Raw genomic sequence first — 25,072 nt, 5'->3', positions numbered from 1 at the left:
CGCGGCCGGACGGGCGGCCCTGCAGCGCCAGGACCACCCGTACGGCCCAGCGCGGGCCTCAGAGGACGCCGGCGAAGAGGTCCTCCTCCCAGCCGTGCGGGCCGGGGCCGGGCACCGCGTGCCCGCGGACGATGCGGTAGTGCTCGATGCCCCACACGCCGTTGCCGAGGTTGTTCGACAGCGCGAAGAACGGGCCGTCGACGGCGATCTGCGTCGCGTGCGCGCGCATCGCGGCGACCTTGGCGTCCACCTGGGCGCTGCCGTCCACGACGGTCGTGACGGCCTCGTCCGGGACGACGAACGACGGCAGCTCGCCGTCGGGGTCCATGCCCTCGAACGGCGTGCCCGCCTCGGCCAGCCGGCGCAGCGAGTCGCGCACCTGCGACTCCGGCTGGGCGCTCCAGTAGACCTTCTCCACCTGCCACGGCTCGCCCTCGCCGACCCCCTCCTGCGCCGCGAGCTCCACGGCGCGCATCGCGACGCGGTGGGCCTGGATGTGGTCCGGGTGGCCGTAGCCGCCGTCCTCGTCGTACGTCACGAGCACCTGCGGCCGGACCTCGCGGACCACGGCGACGAGCAGCATCGCGGCCTCGTCGAGGTCGGCCTGCCAGAAGCAGTCGGGCCGCTCGTTCGTGGGCAGGCCCATCATCCCGCTGTCGCGGTAGCGCCCGGGGCCGCCGAGGAAGCGGTGGTCGGTGACGCCGAGGGCCTCCATCGCGGCGGCCAGCTCGCCGATGCGGTGCTGCCCGAGGCCGTCCTCGCGGTCGGCGGCGAGGTGGGCGAGCTCGGGGACGAGCACCTCCCCCTCCTCGCCGAGGGTGCAGGTGACGAGGGTGACGTGGGCGCCCCGGGCGGCGTACGTCGCCATGGTCGCGCCGGTCCCGATGGTCTCGTCGTCGGGGTGGGCGTGGACGAGCAGCAGCCGCCGCGGGTTGTCCAGGGCGTCCATGCTCGCCTCCTCCTGGGGGTCGAGCTCGCCCTCGACGACGCGGGCGGCCTCCGCGAGCACGGCGTCGTCGACGCCGCCCTGCGGCTCGTCGGGGCCGCCGCCGGCGACGGGTTCCGGGGTGGTGGTCATGGCCCCGAGCCTAGGCGGGCCCCTCCCCGGCGCGCCGCGCGCGGAAGGCCGCCACGTTGACCCGGTTGGCGCACGAGGTGCTGCAGTAGCGGCGCGAGCGGTTCCGCGACAGGTCGACGATCACGTCGCCGCAGCCGGGGGCGGGGCAGACGCGGAGCCGGGCGAGCTCGCCCGAGCGCACGACGTCGACGAGGGCCATGGCGGCCTCCACGGCCATCCGGTCCGCCAGCGGGGCGTCCGGGGCGGTCGCGTGCAGGTGGTAGCCCCAGTCGTCGTGCGCCACGAGCTGCGGCAGCGCCCGGGACTCGCGCAGCATCGCGTTGACCTCCGCGGCGACGCCGTCCTCGTCCAGCTCCCACAGCCGGCGCAGCCGGTCCCGCAGGGCGCGCACCGCCGCCAGCTCCTCCTCCGCGTCGCCGCGGGACCCGGTGTACGACCACCGGGCGACGAAGCCGTGGAGCCCGACGACGTCGCCGAGCGCGTCGCCGCCGTCCTGCGCGGTGTTGACGAGGTCCGCGGCCGCCGCGAGCGCGACCTCGGTGTCATGGGCGAAGAGCACTTGACCCCTTTCACGCGATGGCCCTACGGTCAGCACCGTAGCGCGGGACGGTCGTGACAGGGAGGCGTCGTGGGCGGTACGGGACTCGGCCTGGCGGTGCTCTCCGCCGCCACCTTCGGCACCTCGGGCGCCTTCGCGGCCAGCCTGCTCGCCGCGGGGTGGACCCCGGGCGCCGCGGTGACCGCGCGCGTGGTGCTCGCCGCGCTCGTGCTCGCGGTGCCCGCGCTGCTCGCGCTGCGCCGCAGCGGCGCGTCCCTGCGCCGCGGCGCCGGCACCGTGACGGCGTACGGCCTGGTCGCGGTCGCGGGCTGCCAGCTCGCGTACTTCAACGCGGTGCAGCACCTGTCGGTCGCGGTCGCGCTGCTGCTGGAGTACTCCGGCGCGCTGCTCGTCGTGCTGTGGCTGTGGCTGCGCCGCGGGCAGCGCCCGCGCGGGCTGACGGTCGCCGGCGCCGCGCTGGCCGTCGCGGGGCTGGTGCTCGTGCTCGACGTGCTCGGCGACCAGGAGGTCGACCCGGTCGGCGTGCTGTGGGGGCTCGGGGCGGCCGTGGGGCTCGCCGTCTACTTCGTGCTGTCCGCGGGCACCGAGGACGCGCTGCCGCCCATCGTGGTCGCGTGGGGCGGGCTGCTCGTCGGCGGCGGCGTGCTGCTGCTCGCCGGCGCGGTCGGCGCGCTCCCCCTCGCCGCCCCGCGGGCCCAGGTCGAGCTCGCCGGCGCCGGCGTCCCGTGGTGGCTGCCCGTGCTCGGCCTGGCGCTGCTCGCGGCCGTCGTCGCGTACGTCGCCGGCATCGCCGGCGCCCGCCGCCTCGGCGCCAAGGTCGCCTCCTTCGTCGGCCTCACCGAGGTGCTCTTCGCGGTCCTCTTCGCCTGGCTGCTCCTCGGGCAGGTCCCCGCCCCGGTGCAGCTCGCTGGCGGCCTGCTCGTGCTCGGCGGCATCGCGCTCGTGCGGCTCGACGAGCTCCGCGGCGCCCCCGCCGTCGCCGCCGCGCCGGCCCAGGAGCTCGCCGCCCCCCGCCCCTGACCCCGCCCAGCCCCGGCCGCGACCATGCGCCTCCCCGGCCGCGATCATGCAACGCCCCGGCCGCGATCATGCGCTCCCCCGGCACCGATCATGCGGCCCCCCGGCGCCGATCATGCGGCCCCCGGCGCCGATCATGCAGCCCCCGGCCGCGACCATGCGCCTCAGGGGGCCCCGGGCGCCGGCGCGGCGAGCGGCGACGGGACGGCCCAGCGCACGGCGGCGTCGAAGAGGGCGAGGCCCTCGTCGGTGACGACGTCGGGGTCGACGCCCTCGTCGCCGAAGGGCAGCGCCACCCGGGCTGCCGGGGCGACGAGGTCGACCATCGCGTCCCCGGCCGCGTACCCGAAGAGCGCGCCCTGCTGCGGCTGCCCGGGCACCACGGCACCGACCTCGGCCGACGCGGCCGGCGTGCCGAAGCGGACGCGGTCCGCGCCGCGGTAGACGTCGACCACGCCGCTCAGCCCCGCCGCGAGCGGCGACGCGGGGTCGACGACCTCCAGCTGCGAGGAGCGGAACGCCTCGCCCGGTGCCGTCGCCATGCCCATGTCGTCGAGGACGAACGCCTCGTACGTCAGCACGGGGACAGGGCTGTCCCGGAACTTCGTCCCTGCCTCGCTGGAGGCCAGGGTGGAGGTGATGACGACGGCGGCCTTGCCCTGCGCGTCCTGCGTCGTCGCCTCCGCGCCCTGCACCACCTGCACCGGGTGCCCGAGCAGCTCGAGCCGCTGCCGCACCGCCTCGTCGCCGCTGCTCAGCGCCGCCCCGGCCGGCACCGGTGCGTCGTCGCCGACGAGGAGCAGCACCGGGTCCGGGGCACCGACGGTCAGCCGCACGGGCGCCGAGGGGACCTCCGCCCCCACCGCCGACTCGGCCCGCGCCGTCACCAGGTGCAGGCCCTCGGGCGCGTCGGGGAGCACGAGCTCGTACGGCGCCGTCCGGTCCACCCCGACCTCCGTGGTGCCGGCGTAGAAGCGGACAGCGCTCACCCGCACCGCGCCGGCGTCGACGTCCGCGGCGAGCCGCACGTCGTCCCCGGGCGCGGCGGCCGCCGGCGCCGAGAGCTCGACGACGCGGCTCGCCGCCGCCGCGCGCTCGAGGAACGGCGGGACGACGCCGGTGGCGACGGTCTCGTACGTCTGCCGAGCCGCCTGCGCCGCCCGGTCGGCGAGCACGCGCTGGCGCCAGGCGCGGGTGCCGTCGCCGTCCTGCTCGGCGAGCAGCGAGCGGACCGAGGCCGCACCGGCGACGCCGTACCAGCGCAGCTTGGTCAGCCACGGAGCGGCCTGCTCGACGAAGTCCGGGTCGCCCATGCGCTCGCGCAGCCGCCCGGGCGCGGCGGCCATGGCCTCGAAGTGGTCCTGCAGCCGCAGGGCGTCGGCGCGGCTGCCCGACGCCTCGTACGCCGCGAGCAGCGCGACGAGGCGCGGCGACTCGGTGCGGTCCAGGTCGGACGAGCGGCTGTTCTCCGCGAACACCCGCAGCGCCGCCGCCGCGTCGCCGCCGAGGTCGTGCACGGCGCGCTGCCAGGAGCGCTCGGGGTCGTACGCGTCGGGGTTCCAGGCGTAGTCCGCGACCGTCTGCAGCGCGAGCAGCGACGGCGCGGCCTGGGGCATCGGGTTCGCGGTGATGCCCACGACGCCGTGCTCGCCGAGCGACGGCGAGCGCCCGGTGAGCGGGCCGAGGAAGAGCTGGCGCGGCAGGTAGTCGTTGACCGGGTAGTTGTCCCACAGCAGCAGGTCGTGCCGGAAGACCGCCGACGCCGCGTCGGCGTCCTCGTCGGTGACCGTGGGCGGCACGACCTCGGCGCCGGTCCACATCACGACGGCCCGCTCCTCGAGCAGCACGGCGAAGCGCTCGCGGTACGGCGACGTGCCGTTGCCGGAGTACTCGGTGGGCACGGTGAGCAGCCGCCCTGCGCCGGGGTGCGTGTCGAGGAAGTCCCGCTGGAACGCGTTGAGCAGGTGCGCCTGCGCCGCGGCGAGCGGGCTCGCGTCGGCGCCGAAGCGGGCTTCGTCCTCGGCGCAGTGCAGGCCGCTGCCGATGTCGTCGAGCAGGATCCCGTACGTCCGCACGCCCAGGTCCCACACGTCCTGCGCCTTGGCGAGCAGGGCGCGCTGGTCCGCCGGCGAGGAGTAGCAGACGTCGAGGCCGGGTGAGACGGTGAAGACGACGTCGACGTGCTGGCCACGGCCCCGCGCGACGAGCTCGGCGAGCAGGGCCCGCTCCGCGGCGGGGTACGGCTCGCGCCAGCGCTCGCGGTGGAAGGGGTCGTCCTTCGGCGCGTAGACGTAGGTGTCCATCTTGTCCGCGGCGTACTCGTCGAGCTGGCGCAGCCGGTCCTCGTGCGACCAGGGGTCGCCGTAGAAGCCCTCGATGGTGCCGCGCCACTGCAGCTCCGGCCAGTCCCGCACCGCGACCCGCGGCAGCGTCGCGCCCCGGGCGTCCAGCCGCACGAGCTGGCGCAGGGTGTGCGCGGCGTGCAGCTGGCCCGCGCCGTCGACGCCGGCGAGCACGACCTGCGTGGTGCCGCGGACCCGGCCGGCGGCGAGGACGTACCCCTCCTCCGGCAGGCCGCCCGGGCCCTGGACGCGCAGCGAGCGCAGGGCGGCGGCAGCGCCGGCGCCGCCGCGGGGCCCGGCCACGCGGACGACCACGGGAGCGTCCCCGGTGACCGGGCGGACCCCCGCGCCGCGCAGGACCGAGCGGACCAGCCGCACGGCCGCGCGGTCGGCCCCCGGCCCCGCGACGAGCCGCGCGGCGGCGCCCAGGCGCAGGTCGGGGCCGGTACGGCGCGCCTCCTGCGGCACGGGCGCCACCGGCGGCAGGCCCGCCCGGTCGGCGGCGACCGCGGCCGCGGCCGGCGGGGCGGGCGCGGCCCCGAGCAGCGGCGCCAGGAGCGCCAGCAGGCCGACGAGCAGTGCGGGCAGGAGGGGGACGCGCGTGCGGGGGGCCGAGGAGCGCATGCTCCATCGGAGCACAGTCCCGTGCGCCCAGGAAGCCCCCGTTCGCCCGGGTTCAGGCGCGCGGGTCGGGGAGCCGGTGCACCCGGACCACGTAGCCCCCGCCGTCCCACGGCGCCCGGTCCCAGGACGCCCAGCGGTGCAGGTCCTCCAGCCCGGCGGCGGCGCACGCCGCGTCGTAGTCCGCGGGCGTCGCGACCCCCGGCTCGTGCTCGACCCGGAACCCGGCGACGAGCAGGCCGCCGGGGCGCAGGTGCGCGGCGAGGCGCCGTACGACCTGCCGCTCGGTCGCCGGGGTCAGGTAGACGACGACGTTGCCCGCGAGGACGACCGCGTCGTACGGCGGCCCGGGCAGCTCCAGCGCCGCGAGGTCGGCCTCGACCCACGCGAGGTCCGGCGCGTCGGCGCGCGCCTCCGCGAGCATCGACGCGTCGAGGTCGACGCCGGTGACCTCGTGGCCGCGCCGGGCCAGCTCGATGCCGACCCGCCCGGTGCCGCACCCGGCGTCGAGGACCCGGCTGCGCGGGGCGACGAGGGCGTCGACGAGCGCCGCCTCCCCGTGCACGTCCTCCCCCGCCGCGGCGAGCTCGCGGAACCGCTGCGCGTAGTCCGGGCCTCGGGTCCCGCCGGTCTCGGCGATCCAGCGGTTCTGCGGGGTGTCGGGCACGTCCGCGACGCTAGCGGAGCGCGGCGGACCCCCACCTCGTCGACCACGTGGAGCAGGCGTACGGGTGCCGGCCAAGGCCAACGAGCCTGCCCCGGCACCCGTACGGGTGCCTCACGTGGTCGACGCGGCCGGACCTGGCACGATCGCGGGCGTGACGACGACGCCCCAGGGCCAGACCTCGTACCCCCGCCAGAGCGCGCGGACGCAGCGCTTCACCCTCGGAGCACCGCGGGCGGCGACGCCGGCGCCCGACGGGAGCAGGGTGGCGTTCCTGCGCTCGCGCGGCGGCACCGACCGCGTGACCTGCCTGTGGACGGTCGACCCGGCGACGGGCGCGGAGGTGCTCGTCGCGGACCCGTCGGCGCTGCTGGCGAGCGGCGAGGAGGAGCTCTCGGCCGAGGAGCGGGCCCGGCGCGAGCGGACCCGGGAGGGCGCCGGCGGGGTGGTCGGCTACGCGACCGACCGCGAGGTGCGCACCGCGGCGTTCGCGCTGTCCAGCCGCCTCTTCGTCAGCGACCTCGTCGCGGGCACCACGCGCGAGCTCGAGGCCGCCGGCCCGGTCATCGACCCGCGCCCGGACCCCACCGGCCGGCGCGTCGCCTGGGTCGCCCGCGGCGCGCTGCACGTCGCGGGCGTCGACGGCTCCGACCCGCGCGTGCTGGTCGAGCCCGACGGGGACGACGTCACCTGGGGGCTCGCCGAGTTCGTGGCCTCGGAGGAGATGGGCCGCTACCGCGGCACCTGGTGGGCCCCGGACGGGGAGCGCCTGCTCGTCGCCCGCGTCGACGAGAGCCCCGTGCAGCGCTGGCACATCGCCGACCCCGAGCACCCCGAGCGGCGCCCGGCCGAGGTCGCGTACCCGGCGGCCGGCACCCCCAACGCCGACGTGCGGCTCTTCCTCGTCGACCTGGACGGCGCCCGCACCGAGGTGGCCTGGGACCGGGCGGCGCACGAGTACCTCACGACGGCGCACTGGTCGTCCCACGGCGACCCGCTCGTGCAGGTGCAGTCGCGCGACCAGCGGCGGGTGCAGGTGCTCGCCGTCGACGCCGGCACCGGGGCCACCCGCGTCGTCGCGGAGGACGCGGACGACGCCTGGCTCGAGCTCGTCGCCGGCGTCCCCGCCTGGTCGCCCGACGGCCGGCTGGTGCGCACGGTGGACCGCGACGGCGCCCGGCGCCTCGTCGCCGGCGACGACGTGCTCACCCCCGCCGACCTGCAGGTGCAGGCCGTCCTCGACGTCGACGAGCAGGGCGTCCTCGTGGCCGCGTCCGACGAGCCGACCGAGCGCCACCTCTGGCTCGCCGGCTGGGACGGGTCGCTGAGCCGGCTCACCTCCGGCAGCGGCCTGCACGGCGGGCGGCTCGGCGGCGGGCTGCTCGTCGTCGCGGCGTCCTCGCTCGAGCGCGCGGGCACCCGCACGGTGGTGCACACGCTCGACGGGGTGGACGGCCCCGGCACCGAGATCCCCTCGTACGCCGCCGTCCCCGACCTCGTCCCGCGCGTCACCCTGCTGCGGGCCGCGGAGCGCGACCTGCGCACCGCGCTGGTCCTGCCGACGGGCTACGACCCGGCGCAGGGGCCGCTGCCGGTGCTCATGGACCCGTACGGCGGGCCGGGCGCCCAGCGCGTCCTCGCGGCGCGCTCGGCGTACCTGTCGTCGCAGTGGTTCGCGGACCAGGGCTTCGCGGTCGTCGTCGTCGACGGGCGCGGCACACCGGGGCGCGGCCCGGCCTGGGAGCGCGAGATCGCGTACGACCTCGCCGGTCCCGTCCTCGAGGACCAGGTCGACGCGCTGCACTCCCTCGCCGAGGACCACCCCGAGCTCGACCTGTCGCGGGTGGGCGTGCGCGGCTGGTCGTTCGGCGGCTACCTCGCCGCGCTCGCGGTGCTGCGCCGCCCCGACGTCTTCCACGCCGCCGTGGCCGGGGCCCCGGTCACGGACTGGGCGCTCTACGACACCCACTACACCGAGCGCTACCTCGGCACCCCGGCGTCGCACCCGGCGGCGTACGCGGGCAGCTCGATCGTCGACGAGGCGCACCGCCTCGAGCGCCCGCTCATGGTCATCCACGGCCTGGCGGACGACAACGTCGTGGCCGCGCACTCGCTGCGGCTGTCCTCCGCGCTGCTCGCGGCCGGGCGCCCGCACACCGTGCTCCCGCTGTCCGGGGTCACGCACATGACCCCGCAGGAGGTCGTCGCGGAGAACCTCCTCCTGCTCCAGGTGCGCTTCCTCGAGGAAGCGCTTGCCCGACGCGAGGGGTGAGCGGTCGGCCGCCATCCCCGCATGATCACGGCGGGGTGGCGGCCTCCCCGCAGGTCGCCGCGGGGGCGGGGCTCAGGCCAGGTGCTCCGGGAAGCCGCCGGTGGCGACGGGGCCCCAGCGCTCGAGGGTCACGCGGATGAGGGACTTGCCCTGGGTCCGCATCGCCTCGCGGTACTCGTCCCAGTCCGGGTGCTCGCCGCTGATCGCGCGGTAGTAGTCGACGAGGGGCTCGACGGCGTCGGGCAGGTCGAGCACCTCGGCGCTGCCCTCGACCTGCACCCACGGGCCGTCGAAGTCGTCGGAGAGCACGCACAGCGACACCCGCGGGTCGCGGCGCGCGTTGACCGCCTTGGCCCGCTGCGGGTACGTCGACACGACCACGCGCCCCTCGGCGTCCACCCCGCAGGTCACCGGCGAGGCCTGCGGCCGGCCGTCGCGCCGGGTGGTCATGAGCACGGCGCGGTGCCGCGGGCGCAGGAACTCCAGCAGTGCGTCGCGGTCGACCGTCGTGCTCGTGGCGATGCGGCGGGCCACTCAGCCCACCTGCTCCACGACCTCGCGGCCCTCCGCGAAGTGGCACGCGCTCGGGTGGTCCGAGCCCGGCCGGACGACGAGCGCCGGGTCCTCGACCGCGCACACGTCCTGCGCCTTCCAGCAGCGGGTGCGGAACCGGCAGCCCGACGGCGGGTCGGCCGGGCTCGGCACGTCGCCCTCGAGCACGATGCGGGCCTTGTGCTCGCGCGCGGCCGGGTCGGGCACCGGCACCGCCGAGAGCAGCGCCTGGGTGTAGGGGTGCGACGGGCGCTCGTAGATCTGCTCGTCGTCGCCCAGCTCCACCATGCGCCCGAGGTACATGACCCCGACGCGGTCGGAGATGTGCCGCACGACGGAGAGGTCGTGGGCGATGAAGATGTACGACAGCCCCAGGTCGCGCTGCAGGTCGCCGAGCAGGTTGACGACCTGCGCCTGCACCGACACGTCGAGGGCGGACACCGGCTCGTCGCAGATGATGACCTCGGGGCGCAGCGCGAGGCCGCGGGCGATGCCGATGCGCTGGCGCTGCCCGCCGGAGAACTGGTGCGGGTAGCGGTTGATGTGCTCCGGGTTGAGCCCGACGAGGTCGAGCAGCTCCTGCACCCGCCGGCGCCGGTCGCCCTTCGGGGCGACCTCGGGGTGGATCTCGTACGGCTCGCCGACGATGTCGCCGACCGTCATGCGCGGGTTCAGCGAGGAGTACGGGTCCTGGAACACGATCTGGATGTTCCGGCGCATCTCCTGGAACGCCTTGCCCTTGAGGGCGTAGATGTCCTGGCCCTTGTAGAGCACCTGCCCGCTCGTGGGGCGCTCGAGCACCATGAGCAGCTTCGCCAGGGTCGACTTGCCGCAGCCGGACTCGCCGACGACGCCGAGCGTCTCGCCCTTGAGCAGGTCGAAGCTCACGCCGTCGACGGCCTGGACCGCGCCGACCTGGCGCTTGAGGACGATGCCCCGGGTGAGCGGGAAGTGCTTGACGAGGTCCCGCACCTGCAGGACGGGCTCGCTAGACACGGGCATGCTGGACCTCTTCCCAGAAGTGGCAGGCGCTGTCGTGGGTGCCGTCGACCTGGTAGTTCGGCGGCACCTCCTTGGTGCACACGTCGCGCACGTGCGGGCAGCGCGGGTTGAACGGGCAGCCGCTCGGGATCCTCGTGAGGTTCGGCGGGATGCCCTTGATGGCGTAGAGCTCCTGGCCCTTCATGTCCACGCGCGGGATCGAGGCGAGCAGGCCCTTGGTGTAGGGGTGCGCCGCCCGCGCGTAGATGTCGTGGACCGGCGCGCGCTCGACGATCCGCCCGGCGTACATCACCGCGATCTGGTCCGCGACGTCGGCGACGACCCCCAGGTCGTGGGTGATGAGGATGAGCCCCATGCGGCGCTCGCGCTGCAGGTCCTTGAGCAGGTCCATGACCTGGGCCTGCACCGTCACGTCGAGGGCCGTGGTGGGCTCGTCGGCGATGAGCAGGTCGGGGTCGAGCGCGATCGCCATCGCGATCATGATGCGCTGGCGCATGCCGCCGGAGAACTGGTGCGGGTAGTCGCGCAGCCGCTGGGCCGCCGCGGGGATGCGCACGAGCTCCATGAGGTCCAGGGCCCGCTTGCGCGCGTCCTTCTTGCTCATGCCCTCGTGCACCCGGAACATCTCCGCGATCTGGTCGCCGACGGTGAAGACGGGGTTCAGCGAGGACAGCGCGTCCTGGAAGATCATGCTGATCTTCTTGCCGCGGAACTGGCGGCGCCGGTCCTCGGGCAGGGCCAGCAGGTCCTCGCCGCGGAAGCGCACCTGGCCCTGGGTGATGAAGCCGGGCGGGGTGTCGAGGATGCCCATGATCGCCTGGGCGGTGACGGACTTGCCCGAGCCGGACTCGCCGAGGACCGCGAGGGTCTCGCCCTCGCGCACCGTGTAGCTCACGCCGTTGACGGCGCGCGCGACGCCGTCGCGGGTGCGGAACTCGACGTGGAGGTCGTCCACCTCGAGCAGGGGGGCTCCGGCGCCGGCGGGGGTGCCCGGCGCCGGCGTGGACTGGGTGGTGGTCACGCGGGTGCCTCTCAGCGCAGCTTCGGGTCGAACGCGTCGCGCACGGCCTCGCCGAGCATGATGAACGCGAGCACCGTGACGGACAGGAACGCGCCGGGGAACAGCAGCATGTGCGGCGACTGGCGGATGAAGTTGCGCGCGTCGGACAGCGCGATCCCCCACGACACCGTCGGCGGCTGCAGGCCGACGCCGAGGAACGACAGGCTCGCCTCGGCGGCGATGAAGACGCCGAGCGCGATCGTCGCGTAGACGAGCACGGGGGCCAGGCCGTTCGGCAGGACGTGGCGCAGGATGATGCGCCCGCCCCGGGCGCCGAGCGCGCGCGCCGCCTGCACGTAGTCCGCCTGCTTCACCTGGATGACGGTCGCGCGCATGATGCGGGCCATCGACGTCCAGCCGAGGATGCCGAGCGCCACCGTGACCGTGAGGATCGAGCTGAGAGCGCTGTCCCCCGGCGGGAAGGAGACCAGGACGAGCAGCGCGCCCAGCAGGCTCGGGATGCCGAAGAAGATGTCGGTGATCCGCGAGATGAGCGTGTCGACCCAGCCGCCGTAGAAGCCGGACGCGACGCCCGCGAGCAGGCCGAGCAGCAGCGCGAAGCCGGTGCCGAGGATGCCCACGAGGATCGAGGCGCGCGCGCCGTAGATCGTCAGCGTGTAGACGTCGCAGCCCTGCAGGTCGTAGCCGAACCACGCCTGGGAGGACGGGCCCTGCCGGCTGTTGGCGAGGTTGCAGAAGCCCGCCGTGCCGGGGCGCTGGTCGGTGAACAGCTGCGGGAACGCCGCCATCACGACGAGGATCGCGATGAGCACCGCCGAGACGGCGAACAGCGGGTTGCGGACCAGGTCGCGCACCGCGTCGCCCGCGAGCGAGCGCGGCCTGTGCTCCGCCGCGTCGTACGTCGCCGGCGTGACCGGGTCGACGTCGGGCGCGGAGTGCTGGTTGTCGACGGGGTCGGTGGCGGCACCGGCGGTGCGCGGGTCACTCATGGCGGATCCGGGGGTCGAGCACGCCGTAGAGCAGGTCGACGAGCAGGTTGACGAGGAGGAAGACCAGCACGAGGAGGGTCACCACGGCCACGACGGTGGCGTTCTCGCGGGTCGTGATGGCCCGGAAGGTCAGGCCGCCGACGCCGTTGATGTTGAAGATGCCCTCGGTGATGATCGCGCCGCCGAGCAGGGTGCCGAAGTCGGCGCCGATGAAGGTGATGACGGGGATGAGCGAGTTGCGCAGGGTGTGGACCCCGACGACGCGCGAGCGCGGCAGGCCCTTGGCCACGGCGGTGCGCACGTAGTCCGAGCGCAGGTTCTCCGCGATGCTCCCGCGGGTGAGGCGGGCGACGTACGCCAGCGACAGCGAGCCGAGGACGAAGCCCGGCATGAGCAGGTCGCCCCACGGCGCCCCCGCCCCGACCGTCGCGGGGAACCACCCCAGCTGGACGCCGAGGACGAGCTGCAGCACGAAGCCGATGACGAAGACCGGGATCGACACGACGAACAGCGTCGAGACGAGCACGAGGTTGTCCAGGAAGCTGCCGCGGCGCAGGCCGGCGAGCACGCCGGCCAGGATGCCGATGACGAGCTCGAAGACGATCGCGACGAACGCCAGCTTCAGGGTCACCTGGTACGCGCTCGTCACGAGCTCGAGCACGGGCCGCTGCGCCGACGTCGTCCCGAAGTCGCCCTGCAGCAGGTTCAGCATGTACTTGCCGTACTGGACGAACACCGGGTCGTCGAGGTTCAGCCGGGCCCGCTCGGCCTGCACGTAGGCCTCGGGGCACGGGCGGTCCCCGCACTTGCCGGCGAACGGGTCGCCCGGCAGCGCGTAGACGACGAGGAAGATCAGCAGCGTCGTACCGATGACCACCGGGATCATCTGCAACAGGCGCCGCAGCACGTAGCGGCCCATCCACACCTCCTAGGAGCGGCGGGTCCCGTCCGTGGGGATCCCGCCGGCCGGCCCGTCGTCCGGCGCGACGACGAGGGTACGTCGTCCGCGCGGGGTCTCCGCACGGGGCGCGCGACGGGGTCGTGACGGCGGACGGCCCGCCGCCCCCCGGTGGGGGGTGCGGCGGGCCGCCCGTGGGTCGATCACTCGCTGACGGTGATGCCCTGCAGGTCCGGGGTGCCGAAGGGCGTGAACCGGACGTTCTCGAGGCGCTCGGACCAACCGGCCTGGAGGGTGCTGTACCAGAGCGGGATGACCGTCATGTCCTCGGCCAGCAGGCGCTCGGCCTGCTGGTAGAGCTCGAGCGACTCCTCGCCCTCGGCCGAGGCGGCCTGCTGCAGGAGCTGGTCGAACTGCGGGTTGCTGTACTCGCCGTCGTTCGAGGAGGCGCCGGTCGCGTAGAGCGGGGCGAGGAAGTTCTCGATCGACGGGTAGTCCATCTGCCAGCCGGTGCGGAAGGCGCCGTCCTCCTCGCGGTTCGTGATCGCCTCGCGGAAGGTGGCGAAGTCCGGCGTCGGCTGGCCCTGGCAGTCCAGGCCGATGGCGTTCTTGATGCTGTTGCAGGTCGCGTCGACCCAGGCCTTGTGGTCGCCGTCGGCGTTGTAGCCGATGGTCAGCGGGCCCTGGAAGTCGGTCTGGGCGAAGTACTCCTTCGCCTTGGCCGGGTCGTAGGTGCAGAACTCGCCGCACTGGCCCTCGACGTAGCCCTCGACGACCGGGGCGACCCAGCCGGTGGCCGGGGTGCGGCCGCCGTTGAAGATGGTCTGGGTGATCGACTCGCGGTCGATCGCCAGCGACAGCGCCTTGCCGAGGTTCGGGTCGGCGTACTCCGGCAGGTACTGCGGCAGCGTGAAGGACTGGAACACGCCCTCGGGCTGCTCGACGTAGCGGCCCTCGCCGAGGTCGGACTTGAACTGCTCGCCGGCCAGCGCCGACGTCGGCAGCGTGTCGACGATGTCGAGGTTGCCGCTCGTCAGGTCGGCGTACGCCGCGTCGGAGTCGGTGTAGACCTTGAACTGCACGGCCTGGACCTGCGCCGGGCGCTCGCCCGGGTAGTCCTCCCAGGCCTCGACGTCGATCTGCACGTCGTGGTCCCAGCTGACGAAGCGGAACGGGCCGTTGCCGACCGGCTCCTCGCCGTAGGCCTCCGGGTCCTCGAAGAAGGACTCCGGCAGCGGCACGAACGCCGAGTAGCCGAGGCGGTTGATGAACGAGGACGCCGGGGCGGTCAGCGTGATGGTGAAGGTCTTGTCGTCGACGACCTTGAGGCCGGACATCTCCGTGACCGGGGCCTCGTCGGCCGTGATGGTCTCGTCGCCGTTGGCGTCCTCGCCCTGCACCTCGGTGTAGCCCTGGATGGGCTCGAAGAAGTACGAGTTGAGCTGGGCGTTCGGGCCGTAGGCGCCGTAGTTCCAGGCGTCGACGAAGCTGTTCGCCGTCACCGGGCTGCCGTCGTGGAACGTCCAGTCCTTGAGCGTCACCGTGTAGGTGGTGTTGTCGTCGGTCTCGATGGACTCGGCGACCGCCATCACCGGCGAGCCGTCCTCGACGTCGTACTCCACGAGGCCCGTGGTGATCGAGTCGACCACGAGGCCGCCCTCGGTCTCGTTGGTGTTGAAGCCGACGAGCGGGTTCTGCGGCTCACCGTTCTGGATGGTGACCGTGCCGCTGGGGCCGCCGGCGGAGTCGCCGCCGCTGCCGCCCGCGTTGTCGTCGTCCCCGCCGCCGCAGGCCGTGGCGAGGAGGGCGATCGACGCCACCCCCACAGCCCAGCGGGCGCGCTCGAGACCGCGCATAGAGATCCTCCTGTGTGGACGCTCGAAAGGTTCGAGCTCTGGCCGTCAGGACCCAACCCGAGGGGCGCGGCGCACCGCAAGGTCCGTTACCGGATCGTGCCCCGGCGGGAGATCCTCCGGCCGGCGCCGCGATCGGCACCCGTCGACGCTAACCGACGCATCTGCCCGGATCGCTCTCGCGACGGGCTCGGACGCGTACCGATCAGGTAACGCTCGGCGGTACGGGAGCACGCCCCGCACCGCCGGGCCCACCGACCGTGAGCAGCCCCAGCACGGCGACGGGACCGGGCTCAGCGGCTCCGGCGGGCCCGCGTGCGCTCGCGCTCCTGCGCGGACAGGACCACCTTGCGCAGGCGCACCGTCGCCGGCGTCACCTCGACGCACTCGTCCTCGCGGCAGAACTCCAGCGCCTGCTCCATGCCCATGGCGCGCGGCGGGATGAGCCGCACGAGCTCGTCGCCGGTCGACGAGCGCATGTTCGTGAGCTTCTTCTCCTTGCAGATGTTGACGTCCATGTCGTCCGCCCGGGAGTTCTCGCCGACGATCATGCCCTCGTAGACCTCGGTCGTGGGGCTCACGAAGAGCGTGCCGCGCTCCTGCAGGTTGTGGCAGGCGAAGGACGTCACGGGCCCGCTGCGGTCGGCCACCAGCGAGCCGGTCGGGCGGGTGCGCAGCTCGCCGTGCCACGGCTCGTACGCCTCGAAGACGTGGTGCAGCAGGCCGGTGCCGCGGGTCTCGGTGAGGAACTCGGTGCGGAAGCCGATGAGCCCGCGGGCCGGGACGACGTACTCCATCCGGACCCAGCCGGTGCCGTGGTTGACCATCTGCTCCATGCGCCCCTTGCGCAGGGCCATGAGCTGGGTGACGACGCCGAGGTACTCCTCGGGGATGTCGACGGTGAGGCGCTCGACCGGCTCGTGGACCTTGCCGTCGACGACGCGGGTCACGACCTGCGGCTTGCCCACGGTCAGCTCGAAGCCCTCGCGGCGCATGAGCTCGACGAGGATCGCCAGCTGCAGCTCGCCGCGGCCCTGGACCTCCCACGTGTCGGGGCGGTCGGTCGGCACGACGCGGATCGACACGTTGCCGACGAGCTCGGCGTCGAGCCGGTTCTTCACCAGGCGGGCCGTGAGCTTGGTGCCGGACTTGCCGGCCAGCGGCGAGGTGTTGATGCCGATGGTCATCGAAATGGACGGCTCGTCGACGGTGATGACCGGCAGCGGGCGCGGGTCCTCGGGGTCGGCGAGCGTCTCGCCGATGGTGATGTCCTCGATGCCGGCGATGGCGATGATGTCGCCCGGGCCGGCCTCCTCCGCCGGGACGCGCTCGAGCGCCTCGGTCATGAGCAGCTCGGTGATGCGCACCCGCTGCTGGGAGCCGTCGGTGCGGCACCAGGTGACGCTCTGGCCCTTGCGGATCGTGCCCTCGTGCACGCGGCACAGCGCGAGGCGCCCGAGGTAGGGCGAGGCGTCGAGGTTCGTGACGTGCGCCTGCAGCGGCGCGCCCTCGGTGAAGGACGGCGCCGGGATGGTGTCGCGGATGACCTGGAACAGCGGCTCGAGGTCGGGGCTGTCCGGCGACTCGCCGTCCTTGGGCCGCTCCAGCGAGGCCTTCCCGGCCTTCGCGTGGCAGTAGACGATCGGGAAGTCGATCTGGTCCTCGTCCGCGTCGAGGTCGAGGAACAGCTCGTACGTCTCGTCGACCACCTCGGCGATCCGCGCGTCGGGGCGGTCGACCTTGTTGATGACGAGGATGACGGGCAGCCGCGACTGCAGCGCCTTGCGCAGGACGAAGCGCGTCTGCGGCAGCGGGCCCTCGGAGGCGTCGACGAGCAGCACGACGCCGTCGACCATCGACAGCCCGCGCTCGACCTCGCCGCCGAAGTCGGCGTGGCCGGGGGTGTCGATGATGTTGATGGTGAGGTCGCCGTGCCGGACCGCGGTGTTCTTCGCGAGGATGGTGATGCCCTTCTCGCGCTCGAGGTCCATCGAGTCCATGACGCGCTCGTTCACGTCGCCCTGGTCGGCCTGGTGCTGGGTGAACGCCCCGGACTGCCAGAGCATGGCGTCGACGAGGGTGGTCTTGCCGTGGTCGACGTGGGCGACGATGGCGACGTTGCGGAGGTCTTCGCGGCGGGGCATGCGGGGGTACGACTCCTGGCTCGGTGGCGGGGCACCGACGGACCGGCGCTCCTGGAGTCTACGGCGCCGGCCCGGGCGCCCGTCCGTACGCTCACAGCGGGTCCACAGGGAGCGCACCGGGACCGCACAGCGACGCCTCCGACCGTGGGGAGCATGCAGATGACGGACGCCCCGCACCCCGGGCCCGCAGCGGCCCCCGGCCCGCCCCGCCTGCGCCGCCCCGACGGCACCCCGGTGCGGGTCCTCGTCGTCGACGACGAGCCGGCGCTCACCGAGCTGCTGTCCATGGCGCTGCGCTACGAGGGCTGGGACGTGCGCACGGCGGGCGACGGCGGCGCGGCGACCCGGGCCGCGCGCGGCTTCCGGCCGGACGCGGTCGTCCTCGACATGATGCTGCCGGACATGGACGGCCTGGAGGTGCTGCGCCGCCTGCGCGCCGACGCGACCGACGTGCCCGTGCTCTTCCTCACCGCGAGGGACGCCGTCGAGGACCGCGTCGCGGGGCTGACCGCCGGTGGCGACGACTACGTGACCAAGCCGTTCAGCCTGGAGGAGGTCGTCGCGCGCCTGCGCGGGCTCGTGCGCCGCAGCGGCTCGCTCGCCCAGCGCGAGGGCGGGCGGCTCGTCGTCGGCGACCTCGTCATGGACGAGGACAGCCGCGAGGTGCACCGCGGCGGGGACGCCGTGCACCTCACGGCGACCGAGTTCGAGCTGCTGCGCTTCCTCATGCGCAACCCCCGGCGCGTGCTGAGCAAGGCGCAGATCCTCGACCGGGTCTGGGACTACGACTTCGGCGGGCAGGCCAACGTGGTGGAGCTCTACGTGTCCTACCTGCGCAAGAAGGTGGACGCCGGCCGCGCCCCGATGATCCACACCCGGCGCGGCGCGGGGTACGTGCTCAAGCCCGCGGACCCGGCCGGCTGACGCGTGGCCCCCGCCCACCTGCGCTCGGCGCGCGGGCGCCGCCTGCTGCTCCACCCGCGGCGGTGGACGCTGCGCGCCCGCCTGCTCGTCGCGCTGGTGGCGCTCATGGCCGTGGTGGTGCTCGTCGTCGGCGTCGTGAGCACCGCCCTGCTGCGCCGGTCGCTGCAGGACCGCCTCGACGACCAGGTGCGCGCGGCCGCGCAGGCGCCGCCCGGGCTCGGCGCACCCGGCGGGCTCGGCGGGCCCGGCGGGGCCGGCGGGCCGGGCGGGGCCTTCGAGCGCGGCGACGACCCGTCCCCCGAGGGCGCCGGGCGGCTCACGGTGGTCCTCGACGAGGGGGAGGTGAGCGCCGCGTGGGTGGACCAGGAGGACGGCTCGCGGCTGGGCGTCGAGGTGCCCCCCGGAGCCGCCGCCACCCTGCGCGGCGCGGACCGGCCGAGGACGGCGGACCTCGGCGAGGTGGGGGCGTACCGGGTGCTGCTCGCCCGCGCGCCCGGCGGCCTGCAGCGCGTCGTCGGCCTCCCGCTCGCCCCCGTGCAGAGCACGGTGCGGACCCTGGCGTGGACGATCACGGCGGTCGGCCTCGCCGGCCTCGGGCTCGCCGCCCTGGCCGGCGCGGCGATCGTCCGGCTCGGCCTGCGCCCGCTGCGGCGGGTGGCGGCCACCGCCACCGAGGTGGCGCGGCTCCCCCTGGGCACGGGCGAGGTGGCGCTGGCCCAGCGCGTGCCCGAGGCCGGCACCGACCCCCGTACGGAGGTCGGGCAGGTCGGTGCCGCCCTCAACCGGCTCCTCGAGCACGTCGCCGCCGCGCTGGCGGCCCGCCAGGAGAGCGAGACCCGCGTCCGGCGCTTCGTCGCCGACGCCAGCCACGAGCTGCGCACGCCCCTCGCCTCGATCCGCGGCTACGCGGAGCTGACCCGGCGCAGCCGCGAGGCCGCTCCCCCCGACGTGGCCCACGCGCTGCGGCGGGTGGAGTCCGAGGCGGTGCGCATGAGCGCGCTCGTCGAGGACCTGCTGCTCCTCGCCCGCCTCGACGCCGGCCGTCCCGTGGCGCACGGCCCGGTCGACCTCACGGCCCTGCTCGTCGACGCCGTCGGGGACGCGCACGCAGCGGGGCCCGGGCACCGCTGGGACCTCGACCTCCCCGAGGAGCCCGTCGTCGTCGACGGCGACGCCGCGCGCCTGCACCAGGTCGTCGCCAACCTGCTGGCGAACGCCCGCGTGCACACGCCGCCCGGCACCCGGGTCGTGGCGGGCCTCGCGACCGCGCGCGGCCGGGCGGTGCTCACGGTGCAGGACGAGGGGCCCGGCATCGCGCCCGCGCTGCTGCCGACGGTCTTCGAGCGCTTCGCGCGCGGCGACGAGGGGCGGGCCCGCGCCGGCGGCAGCGGGCAGGGCACCACGGGCAGCACCGGGCTCGGGCTGGCCATCGTGCGGGCCGTGGTCGCGGCCCACGGCGGCACCGTCGAGGTCGCGAGCGCGCCCGGGTGCACGCGGTTCACGGTCGCGCTGCCGCTGGCGGGCACGGGGACGCCCTCCTGAGGACCGGCCTCAGCGCAGCGGCAGGTCGAACCAGACCACCTTGCCGCCGGGCGTCGAGCGGGCGCCCCAGCGCCGGGCGAGGCTGCCGACGAGGTGCAGGCCCCGCCCGCCCTCGTCGTCGGGCGCGGCCCGGCGCAGGCGGGGCAGGCGGGCGTCGCTGTCGGCCACGGAGACCTCGACCCGGTCGTCGAGCAGCAGCAGCCGCAGCACGACCGGCTCGCGGGCGTAGCGCACGGCGTTGGTGACCAGCTCGCTCACGAGCAGCTCGGCGGTGTCGACGAGGCGGTGCAGGCCCCACTCCTCGAGGCGGCGGCGGGCCAGCCGGCGGGCGCGGCCGACGGCGGCGAGGTCGGCCCGTACGGCGACCGCGGTGCAGGAGGCCGGGTCGACCCCCTCGAGGCGGGCGACGAGCAGCGCGACGTCGTCGTCGTGGCCGCGGTCGCGGCCGGTCTCGGCGAGCACCGCGTCGCAGAGCGCCTCGAGGTCGTCCGGGCCCCGACGCAGCGCCTCCAGGAGCCGGGCCGTGCCGTCGTCCACGTCGGCGCCGCGCGACTCGACGAGCCCGTCGGTGCACAGCACCAGCCGGCAGCCGTCGGGCACGTCCACCACGACGCTGCCGAAGGGGACCCCGCCCACCCCCAGCGGGGCGCCCGAGGCCGGCGCCAGCACCCGCGGCGCGCCGGACGGGTCGAGCAGGACCGGCGGGAGGTGCCCGGCCGTCGCGTAGCGCAGGGCGCGGTCCACCGGGTCGTACACGGCGTAGGCGCACGTCGCGAGCTGCACCTCGTCGAGGGACTGGGCGAGGTCGTCGAGGTGCGCGAGCACGTCCTCGGGCATGAGGTCGAGCACGGCGAGCGTGCGCACGGCGGTGCGCAGCTGGCCCATGGCCGCGGCGGCGCGCAGCCCGCGCCCCATGACGTCCCCCACGACGAGCGCCACGCGCCCGCCGGCGAGGGCGATGACGTCGAACCAGTCGCCCCCCACCTGGGTCGTGCCGCCGGGGAGGTAGCGGTGGGCGACGGCGACCCGCCCCAGCTCGGGGTCCTCGCGGGGCAGCAGCGAGCGCTGCAGCTCCACCGCCGTCGCCCGCTCCCGGGAGTAGAGGCGGGCGTTGTCCACGGCGAGCGCGGCGCGGCGCGCCAGCTCCCCGGCCAGGCGCAGGTCCTGCGCGTCGAACGCGGAGGCTCCGGCGCCGCGCCCGAGGGTGACGAGGCCGAGCACGGCGCCGCGGGCGACGAGCGGGGCGAGCACGAGCGGGCCCGGCCCCTCCCCCGGCGGCCCGCCCGGCGGGCCGGGCGCGGGGGCGCCGGGGTCGGCCACGAGCACCGGCTCGCGCCCCTCGAGCACCCGCGCGACCAGGCCGCCGTCATCGACGGGCGGCGCCCCGGCGGCCGCGTACGGCCCCGCGGGCGCCGGGTCCGCCGCGGCCCGGGCGACCCGGCGCAGCCGCGGGCGCGCGCCGGGCGGACCCTGCTCCTCGAGCAGGTCCACGGCCGCCAGGTCGGCGAAGGCCGGGACCGCGACCTGCACGACCTCGCGGGCGGTCGTCGCCACGTCGAGGGTGCTGCCCACGCGCCGCGCGGCCTCGTCGAGCAGGGCGAGCACGTCGGGGCGCCCCCGCCCGGGCCGCTCCCGGGGGCCGCCGGGCGGGTCGACGAGCACGCCCACGAGCGCGCGGCCGTCCGCCGCCCGCAGCCGCCGCGCGCGCAGCGGGGCCGCCCCGCCCGGCTCCAGCGGCTCCCCCGTGCGCAGCACCTCGAGCAGCCGTCCGCGCTGCCCCTCGAGCCACGGCGGCGCGGCGCCCGGCGCCGGGACCCCGGCGCTCGCCGCGAGCACCCGCAGGTCGGCGTCGAGCACGACGACCCCGACGGGCAGCCGGTCCAGCGCCGCGGCGAGGAGCGCGTCGCGGCCCGGTGCCGGCGCACCCCCGACCGGCGCACCGCCGTCCGCCGCGCCACCGCCCGCTCCGCTCACGAGGGCGGTCCTCCCCTGCGCGGGTCCGCCCATGCCGCCCGGCGCGGGGCCGACCGGCCCCGCGCGGGGCTCACGCGGCCGGCCCGGCGAGGGCCTGCACCGCCCGGACGACCGGCAGGTCCGCGTCGAGCCACGCCACGCCGTACCAGTCGCCCGGGTCGAGCCAGCGCAGCTCGCTGTGGTCGGGCCCGGCCGCCGGGACCCCGGCCACGACCCGCGCGGTCCAGACCCGCAGGACCGCCGACGGCGGCAGCGGCCAGTCGCCGCCGACGCGCTGCAGCAGCTCGACCTCCACGCCGAGCTCCTCCCGGCACTCGCGCACGAGCGCCGCGCGCTCGCCCTCGCCGGGGTCCACCTTGCCGCCGGGCAGCTCCCAACCGCCGGCGAGCGCGGGCGGGCCGGTGCGCCGGGCCGCGAGCAGCCGGCCGCCGTCGAGCAGGGCGGCCCCGACGACGACCAGCGGCCCGCCGCTCAGCGCGTCACCACCGGTCGTGGACGAGCGGGCGCACGTGCTCGTCGTAGACGCGGCGCACGCCCTCGAGCACCTCCGGGGCCAGCGGCGGGACGCCGGCGGCCGCGGCGTTGGCGCGCGCCTGCTCGGCGTTGCGCGCGCCGGGGATGACCGTGGTGACGCCCGGCTGGTCGACGACCCAGCGCAGGGCGAGCTGCGCCGTGGTGACGCCCTCGGGCGCGAGCGCCGCCACCTCGCGGGCCGCCCGCACCCCGGTGGTGAAGTCCACGCCGGCGAAGGTCTCGCCGACGTCGAAGGCCTCCCCGTTGCGGTTGTACGTGCGGTGGTCGTCCGGCGCGAAGGTGGTCGTCTCGTCGTACTTGCCGGTCAGCAGCCCGCTGGCCAGCGGGACCCGCGCGATGATCCCGACCCCCGCCTCGGCGGCGGCCGGGAGCACCTGCTCCAGCGGCTTCTGCCGGAAGGCGTTGACGATGATCTGCACGCTCGCCACGTGCGGGCGGGCGATCGCGGACAGGGCCTCGTCGACGGTCTCGACGCTGACGCCGTACGCGCGCACGCGCCCCTCGCCCACCATCGCGTCGAGCGCGTCGAAGAGGTCGTCGCGGCCGTACACCTCGCTCGGCGGGCAGTGCAGCTGCACGAGGTCGAGCGTGTCGACGCCGAGGTTCTCGCGGCTGCGGTCGTTCCAGGCGCGGAAGGCGTCCGGGGTGTAGCCGGCCGCCACGTGCGGGTCGGCGCGCCGGCCCATCTTCGTCGCCACGAGCAGGCCGGCGTCCGGGCGCTCGCGCAGCAGCCGGCCGACGAGCCGCTCGCTGCGACCGTCGCCGTACACGTCCGCCGTGTCGACGAAGGTCACCCCGGCGTCCACGGCCGCGGTGAGCGTCGCCAGGGCGTCGTCCTCGTCGACCCGGCCCCAGTCGGCGCCGATCTGCCACGCCCCGAGGCCGACCACCGACGCGTCCCGGCCGAGCCGGCCGAAGGTCCTCATCTCCATGCGCCGGACCCTAGCCGCGTGGGCGTCGGACCCCGCGGGCAGGATGCGCGACGGGTCGAGCCGCTGCAGGAGCAGGAGCCGACCCGTGCCCTTCGTCGTGGAGTACGTCCCCTGGACCGGCCGGGCGCCCGAGCGCGTCGAGGCGCTCGACGTGGTCCGCGCCGGCCCGCACCTGGAGTTCACCGACTACCGGCTGGTCGTCGGCGCGCCGCGCGCCGTCGTCGCGCTGCGCGTGCCGGCCCGCGAGGTCGCCGCCGTGCGGCGGGTGCCCGGGGAGCGGGGCACCATGGAGGGGTGAGCGAGGCGGGCCCGCGGGGCGACCTGGAGGCGCTGGCCGGGCTCGTCGCGGACGGCGGCGCCGTCGTGCTCAGCGGCGCCGGGCTGTCGACGGAGTCCGGCATCCCCGACTACCGCGGCCCGAGCGGCTCGCGGCGCACGACCGCACCGATGCGCTTCCAGGTGTTCGTGGGCGACCCCGTCGCCCGCCGGCGCTACTGGGCGCGCAGCCACGTCGGGTGGCCGTACTTCTCCTCCGCGCGGCCCAACGACGGGCACCGCGCGGTCGCGGAGCTCGAGCGCGCCGGGCTGCTGCGCGGCATCGTCACGCAGAACGTCGACGGGCTGCACCAGGCCGCCGGCGCCCGCGACGTCGTCGACCTGCACGGGCGGCTCGACCGGGTCGTCTGCCTGCGCTGCGGGGCGCACGTCTCCCGCGAGGAGGTCGAGCGGCGCCTCACCGAGGCCAACCCCGGCTTCGGGGCCCGCGCCCGCGTGGTCAACGCCGACGGCGACGCCGAGATCGACGAGACCGACCTCGACGGGTTCCACGTCGTCGGGTGCGGGGTGTGCGGGCAGGGCCCGCTCAAGCCCGACGTCGTGTACTTCGGCGAGACCGTCCCCCGCGAGCGCGTCGAGCGCAGCTACGCCCTCGTCGAGGGCGCCTCGTGCCTGCTCGTCCTCGGCAGCTCCCTCACGGTGATGTCGGGGTACCGCTTCGTCCTGCGCGCGGCCGACCGCGGCATCCCGGTCGCCGTGGTCAACCAGGGACCCACCCGGGGCGACGCGCACGCGGAGGTGCGCCTCGACGCGCCGCTGGGCCGGGTGCTGCCCGCGCTGGCCGCGCGGCTCGTCCCGGCGCGCACCTGAGCGGTCGCGGCCGAGGACGCCGCGCCCCCGTGGTGTCCCGGGCCCGCGGACGGGTAGCGCCCCGCCGAGCCCGACCCCCGAGGAGCCGCCCCGTGCGCAGCCCGCACCGCACCGCCCGTACGGCCGCCGCCGCGACCGCCGCCGCCCTGTCCCTGCTCGTGGCGGGGTGCAGCACCGGCGAGAGCAACTCCGTCGACGCCGACCGCGTGGGCCAGCGCATCGTCGAGGTGGTGCGCGGCGCCGTCGAGGAGGCCAAGGAGCGCGCGGGCGAGCAGACCGGCCGGGTCGAGCGCGCCGAGCCCGGGCAGGCGGCGCGCGAGGGCGTGGTGATCCGCTCGGACACCCGCACCGAGTTCGACTACCCCACCTTCCAGACGACGCTGCGCACGGTGCTCGGGTCGCTCGAGGACTACTGGGGCGAGACGCTCCCGGACGAGTTCGGCGTGCGGTTCACGCCGCTGCAGGGCGGCTACACGTACTACCGCCCCGAGGAGGAGCCCGGCCCCTCGTGCGGCGGCGAGCCGGCGCCCGCGCGCAACGCGTTCTACTGCTCGCGGGGCGACTTCATCGCCTGGGACGAGACCGGCCTCATCATCCCCTACTACGTGCAGGCCGGGGACTTCGCCGCCGCCTTCGTCCTCGCCCACGAGTTCGGCCACGCCGTGCAGGTGCGCCTGCCGCGCCAGGAGCGGCTCGGCATCCTGCGCGAGCTGCAGGCGGACTGCTTCGCCGGCGCCTGGTCGCGCTCGGCGGCCGACCAGCGCCTGCTCGAGGCCGGCGACCTCGACGAGGCGACGGTCGCCGTCATCTCCGCGCGCGACGTGCCGGGGACGCCGTGGACCGAGCCGCAGGCGCACGGCACCGGCTTCCAGCGCATCCGCGCCTTCGGCGACGGCTACGAGGGGGGCCCGACGGCCTGCTACCCCGCGCCCGCGGAGAAGTGGATCCTGCCCGGGGCGGCCGTGCAGCCGACGGGCCCGGCGACGCCGGGGGCCGTCGGCTGAGGCC

21 protein-coding genes are annotated in these 25,072 nt (G+C 75.9%); 7 read left to right on the top strand and 14 right to left on the bottom strand.

Annotation, left to right across the window (positions count from 1 at the left end):
- Positions 1 to 58: 58 nt before the first annotated feature.
- On the bottom strand, positions 59 to 949 hold the full coding sequence (gene mshB / locus D5H78_RS03360) for an N-acetyl-1-D-myo-inositol-2-amino-2-deoxy-alpha-D-glucopyranoside deacetylase (protein ID WP_119949325.1): 891 nt from the start codon (positions 947 to 949) through the stop codon (positions 59 to 61).
- 139 nt (positions 950 to 1,088) lie between these two features.
- Positions 1,089 to 1,637: a CGNR zinc finger domain-containing protein gene (locus D5H78_RS03355; protein ID WP_119948934.1), complete on the bottom strand. Its 549-nt coding sequence runs from the start codon at positions 1,635 to 1,637 to the stop codon at positions 1,089 to 1,091.
- 69 nt (positions 1,638 to 1,706) lie between these two features.
- On the opposite strand from D5H78_RS03355, the gene D5H78_RS03350 reads away from it, so the two are divergent.
- Positions 1,707 to 2,657 (top strand): EamA family transporter, encoded by a 951-nt coding sequence (locus D5H78_RS03350; RefSeq protein ID WP_119948933.1) that lies wholly within the window; start codon positions 1,707 to 1,709, stop codon positions 2,655 to 2,657.
- A gap of 161 nt (positions 2,658 to 2,818) precedes the next feature.
- On the opposite strand, the gene D5H78_RS03345 is transcribed toward D5H78_RS03350, so the two are convergent.
- Both D5H78_RS03345 and D5H78_RS03340 read right to left on the bottom strand, forming a co-directional pair.
- Entirely contained in the window at positions 2,819 to 5,620 is a 2,802-nt protein-coding gene (locus D5H78_RS03345) for a beta-N-acetylglucosaminidase domain-containing protein (protein WP_119948932.1), read from the bottom strand.
- Positions 5,621 to 5,672: 52 nt separating this feature from the next.
- Positions 5,673 to 6,284, bottom strand: a complete 612-nt coding sequence (locus D5H78_RS03340) for a class I SAM-dependent methyltransferase (RefSeq protein WP_119948931.1) — start codon at positions 6,282 to 6,284, stop codon at positions 5,673 to 5,675.
- A gap of 151 nt (positions 6,285 to 6,435) precedes the next feature.
- Here D5H78_RS03340 and D5H78_RS03335 point away from each other — a divergent pair, with 151 nt between their 5' ends.
- A complete protein-coding gene (locus tag D5H78_RS03335) occupies positions 6,436 to 8,553 on the top strand; it encodes a S9 family peptidase (protein WP_119949324.1) in 2,118 nt (705 codons plus the stop codon).
- 72 nt (positions 8,554 to 8,625) lie between these two features.
- On the opposite strand, the gene D5H78_RS03330 is transcribed toward D5H78_RS03335, so the two are convergent.
- The 7 genes from D5H78_RS03330 to typA all read right to left on the bottom strand — a co-directional run bounded on the left by D5H78_RS03330 (position 8,626) and on the right by typA (position 17,012).
- Positions 8,626 to 9,087 (bottom strand): PPOX class F420-dependent oxidoreductase, encoded by a 462-nt coding sequence (locus D5H78_RS03330; RefSeq protein WP_119948930.1) that lies wholly within the window; start codon positions 9,085 to 9,087, stop codon positions 8,626 to 8,628.
- Positions 9,088 to 10,107 carry an ABC transporter ATP-binding protein gene (locus D5H78_RS03325; protein ID WP_119948929.1) on the bottom strand — a complete coding sequence of 340 codons (1,020 nt, stop codon included), beginning with the start codon at positions 10,105 to 10,107 and terminating at the stop codon, positions 9,088 to 9,090.
- Positions 10,094 to 11,128 (bottom strand): ABC transporter ATP-binding protein, encoded by a 1,035-nt coding sequence (locus D5H78_RS03320; RefSeq protein WP_119948928.1) that lies wholly within the window; start codon positions 11,126 to 11,128, stop codon positions 10,094 to 10,096. The genes D5H78_RS03325 and D5H78_RS03320 overlap by 14 nt, the downstream gene beginning before the upstream one ends.
- A gap of 11 nt (positions 11,129 to 11,139) precedes the next feature.
- On the bottom strand, positions 11,140 to 12,117 hold the full coding sequence (locus D5H78_RS03315) for an ABC transporter permease (protein ID WP_119948927.1): 978 nt from the start codon (positions 12,115 to 12,117) through the stop codon (positions 11,140 to 11,142).
- Positions 12,110 to 13,036: an ABC transporter permease gene (locus tag D5H78_RS03310; protein ID WP_119948926.1), complete on the bottom strand. Its 927-nt coding sequence runs from the start codon at positions 13,034 to 13,036 to the stop codon at positions 12,110 to 12,112. The genes D5H78_RS03315 and D5H78_RS03310 overlap by 8 nt, the downstream gene beginning before the upstream one ends.
- Positions 13,037 to 13,218: 182 nt before the next feature.
- Entirely contained in the window at positions 13,219 to 14,871 is a 1,653-nt protein-coding gene (locus D5H78_RS03305; protein ID WP_119948925.1) for a peptide ABC transporter substrate-binding protein, read from the bottom strand.
- 290 nt (positions 14,872 to 15,161) lie between these two features.
- A complete protein-coding gene (gene typA / locus D5H78_RS03300) occupies positions 15,162 to 17,012 on the bottom strand; it encodes a translational GTPase TypA (RefSeq protein WP_119948924.1) in 1,851 nt (616 codons plus the stop codon).
- Between the two features lie 159 nt (positions 17,013 to 17,171).
- Here typA and D5H78_RS03295 point away from each other — a divergent pair, with 159 nt between their 5' ends.
- Together D5H78_RS03295 and D5H78_RS03290 are read left to right on the top strand one after the other, a co-directional pair.
- On the top strand, positions 17,172 to 17,936 hold the full coding sequence (locus D5H78_RS03295; RefSeq protein WP_165865611.1) for a response regulator: 765 nt from the start codon (positions 17,172 to 17,174) through the stop codon (positions 17,934 to 17,936).
- 105 nt (positions 17,937 to 18,041) lie between these two features.
- A complete protein-coding gene (locus tag D5H78_RS03290; RefSeq protein ID WP_119949323.1) occupies positions 18,042 to 19,478 on the top strand; it encodes a sensor histidine kinase in 1,437 nt (478 codons plus the stop codon).
- Positions 19,479 to 19,487: 9 nt separating this feature from the next.
- Here the strand turns inward: D5H78_RS03290 and D5H78_RS03285 are convergent, their stop codons facing one another.
- The 3 genes from D5H78_RS03285 to D5H78_RS03275 form a co-directional block, all read right to left on the bottom strand.
- Positions 19,488 to 21,452: a SpoIIE family protein phosphatase gene (locus tag D5H78_RS03285; RefSeq protein ID WP_165865576.1), complete on the bottom strand. Its 1,965-nt coding sequence runs from the start codon at positions 21,450 to 21,452 to the stop codon at positions 19,488 to 19,490.
- Positions 21,453 to 21,522: 70 nt separating this feature from the next.
- Complete coding sequence (locus D5H78_RS03280; RefSeq protein WP_245941597.1) at positions 21,523 to 21,873, bottom strand: NUDIX domain-containing protein; 351 nt, start codon at positions 21,871 to 21,873, stop codon at positions 21,523 to 21,525.
- A gap of 58 nt (positions 21,874 to 21,931) precedes the next feature.
- Positions 21,932 to 22,918, bottom strand: a complete 987-nt coding sequence (locus D5H78_RS03275; RefSeq protein WP_119948920.1) for an aldo/keto reductase — start codon at positions 22,916 to 22,918, stop codon at positions 21,932 to 21,934.
- 85 nt (positions 22,919 to 23,003) lie between these two features.
- On the opposite strand from D5H78_RS03275, the gene D5H78_RS03270 reads away from it, so the two are divergent.
- The 3 genes from D5H78_RS03270 (at position 23,004) to D5H78_RS03260 (ending at position 25,068) form a co-directional block, all read left to right on the top strand.
- The gene (locus D5H78_RS03270) at positions 23,004 to 23,216 is read left to right on the top strand and encodes a hypothetical protein (RefSeq protein WP_119948919.1); all 213 of its coding nucleotides are present in this window, start codon (positions 23,004 to 23,006) and stop codon (positions 23,214 to 23,216) included.
- Positions 23,213 to 24,064, top strand: coding sequence for an NAD-dependent protein deacetylase (locus D5H78_RS03265; RefSeq protein ID WP_119948918.1), 852 nt, complete (start codon positions 23,213 to 23,215; stop codon positions 24,062 to 24,064). The genes D5H78_RS03270 and D5H78_RS03265 overlap by 4 nt, the downstream gene beginning before the upstream one ends.
- A 92-nt stretch (positions 24,065 to 24,156) precedes the next feature.
- Positions 24,157 to 25,068, top strand: a complete 912-nt coding sequence (locus tag D5H78_RS03260) for a neutral zinc metallopeptidase (RefSeq protein ID WP_119948917.1) — start codon at positions 24,157 to 24,159, stop codon at positions 25,066 to 25,068.
- Positions 25,069 to 25,072 lie beyond the last annotated feature (4 nt).

The organism is Vallicoccus soli, from assembly GCF_003594885.1.
GTDB classification, from domain to species: Bacteria; Actinomycetota; Actinomycetes; order Motilibacterales; family Motilibacteraceae; genus Vallicoccus; species Vallicoccus soli.
The sequence above is the reverse complement of the archived record's forward strand: the minus strand, read 5'-3'. Positions and strand labels throughout refer to the sequence as shown.

What these genes read in the sequence shown, in the direction of transcription:
- mshB (WP_119949325.1), bottom strand. Translation starts at nt 949, where the DNA reads ATGGACGCCCTGGACAACCCGCGGCGGCTGCTGCTCGTCCACGCCCAC.
- D5H78_RS03345 (WP_119948932.1), bottom strand. Translation starts at nt 5,620, where the DNA reads ATGCGCTCCTCGGCCCCCCGCACGCGCGTCCCCCTCCTGCCCGCACTG.
- D5H78_RS03325 (WP_119948929.1), bottom strand. Translation starts at nt 10,107, where the DNA reads ATGCCCGTGTCTAGCGAGCCCGTCCTGCAGGTGCGGGACCTCGTCAAG.
- D5H78_RS03315 (WP_119948927.1), bottom strand. Translation starts at nt 12,117, where the DNA reads ATGAGTGACCCGCGCACCGCCGGTGCCGCCACCGACCCCGTCGACAAC.
- D5H78_RS03310 (WP_119948926.1), bottom strand. Translation starts at nt 13,036, where the DNA reads ATGGGCCGCTACGTGCTGCGGCGCCTGTTGCAGATGATCCCGGTGGTC.
- D5H78_RS03305 (WP_119948925.1), bottom strand. Translation starts at nt 14,871, where the DNA reads ATGCGCGGTCTCGAGCGCGCCCGCTGGGCTGTGGGGGTGGCGTCGATC.
- typA (WP_119948924.1), bottom strand. Translation starts at nt 17,012, where the DNA reads ATGCCCCGCCGCGAAGACCTCCGCAACGTCGCCATCGTCGCCCACGTC.
- D5H78_RS03295 (WP_165865611.1), top strand. Translation starts at nt 17,172, where the DNA reads ATGACGGACGCCCCGCACCCCGGGCCCGCAGCGGCCCCCGGCCCGCCC.
- D5H78_RS03290 (WP_119949323.1), top strand. Translation starts at nt 18,042, where the DNA reads ATGGCCGTGGTGGTGCTCGTCGTCGGCGTCGTGAGCACCGCCCTGCTG.
- D5H78_RS03275 (WP_119948920.1), bottom strand. Translation starts at nt 22,918, where the DNA reads ATGGAGATGAGGACCTTCGGCCGGCTCGGCCGGGACGCGTCGGTGGTC.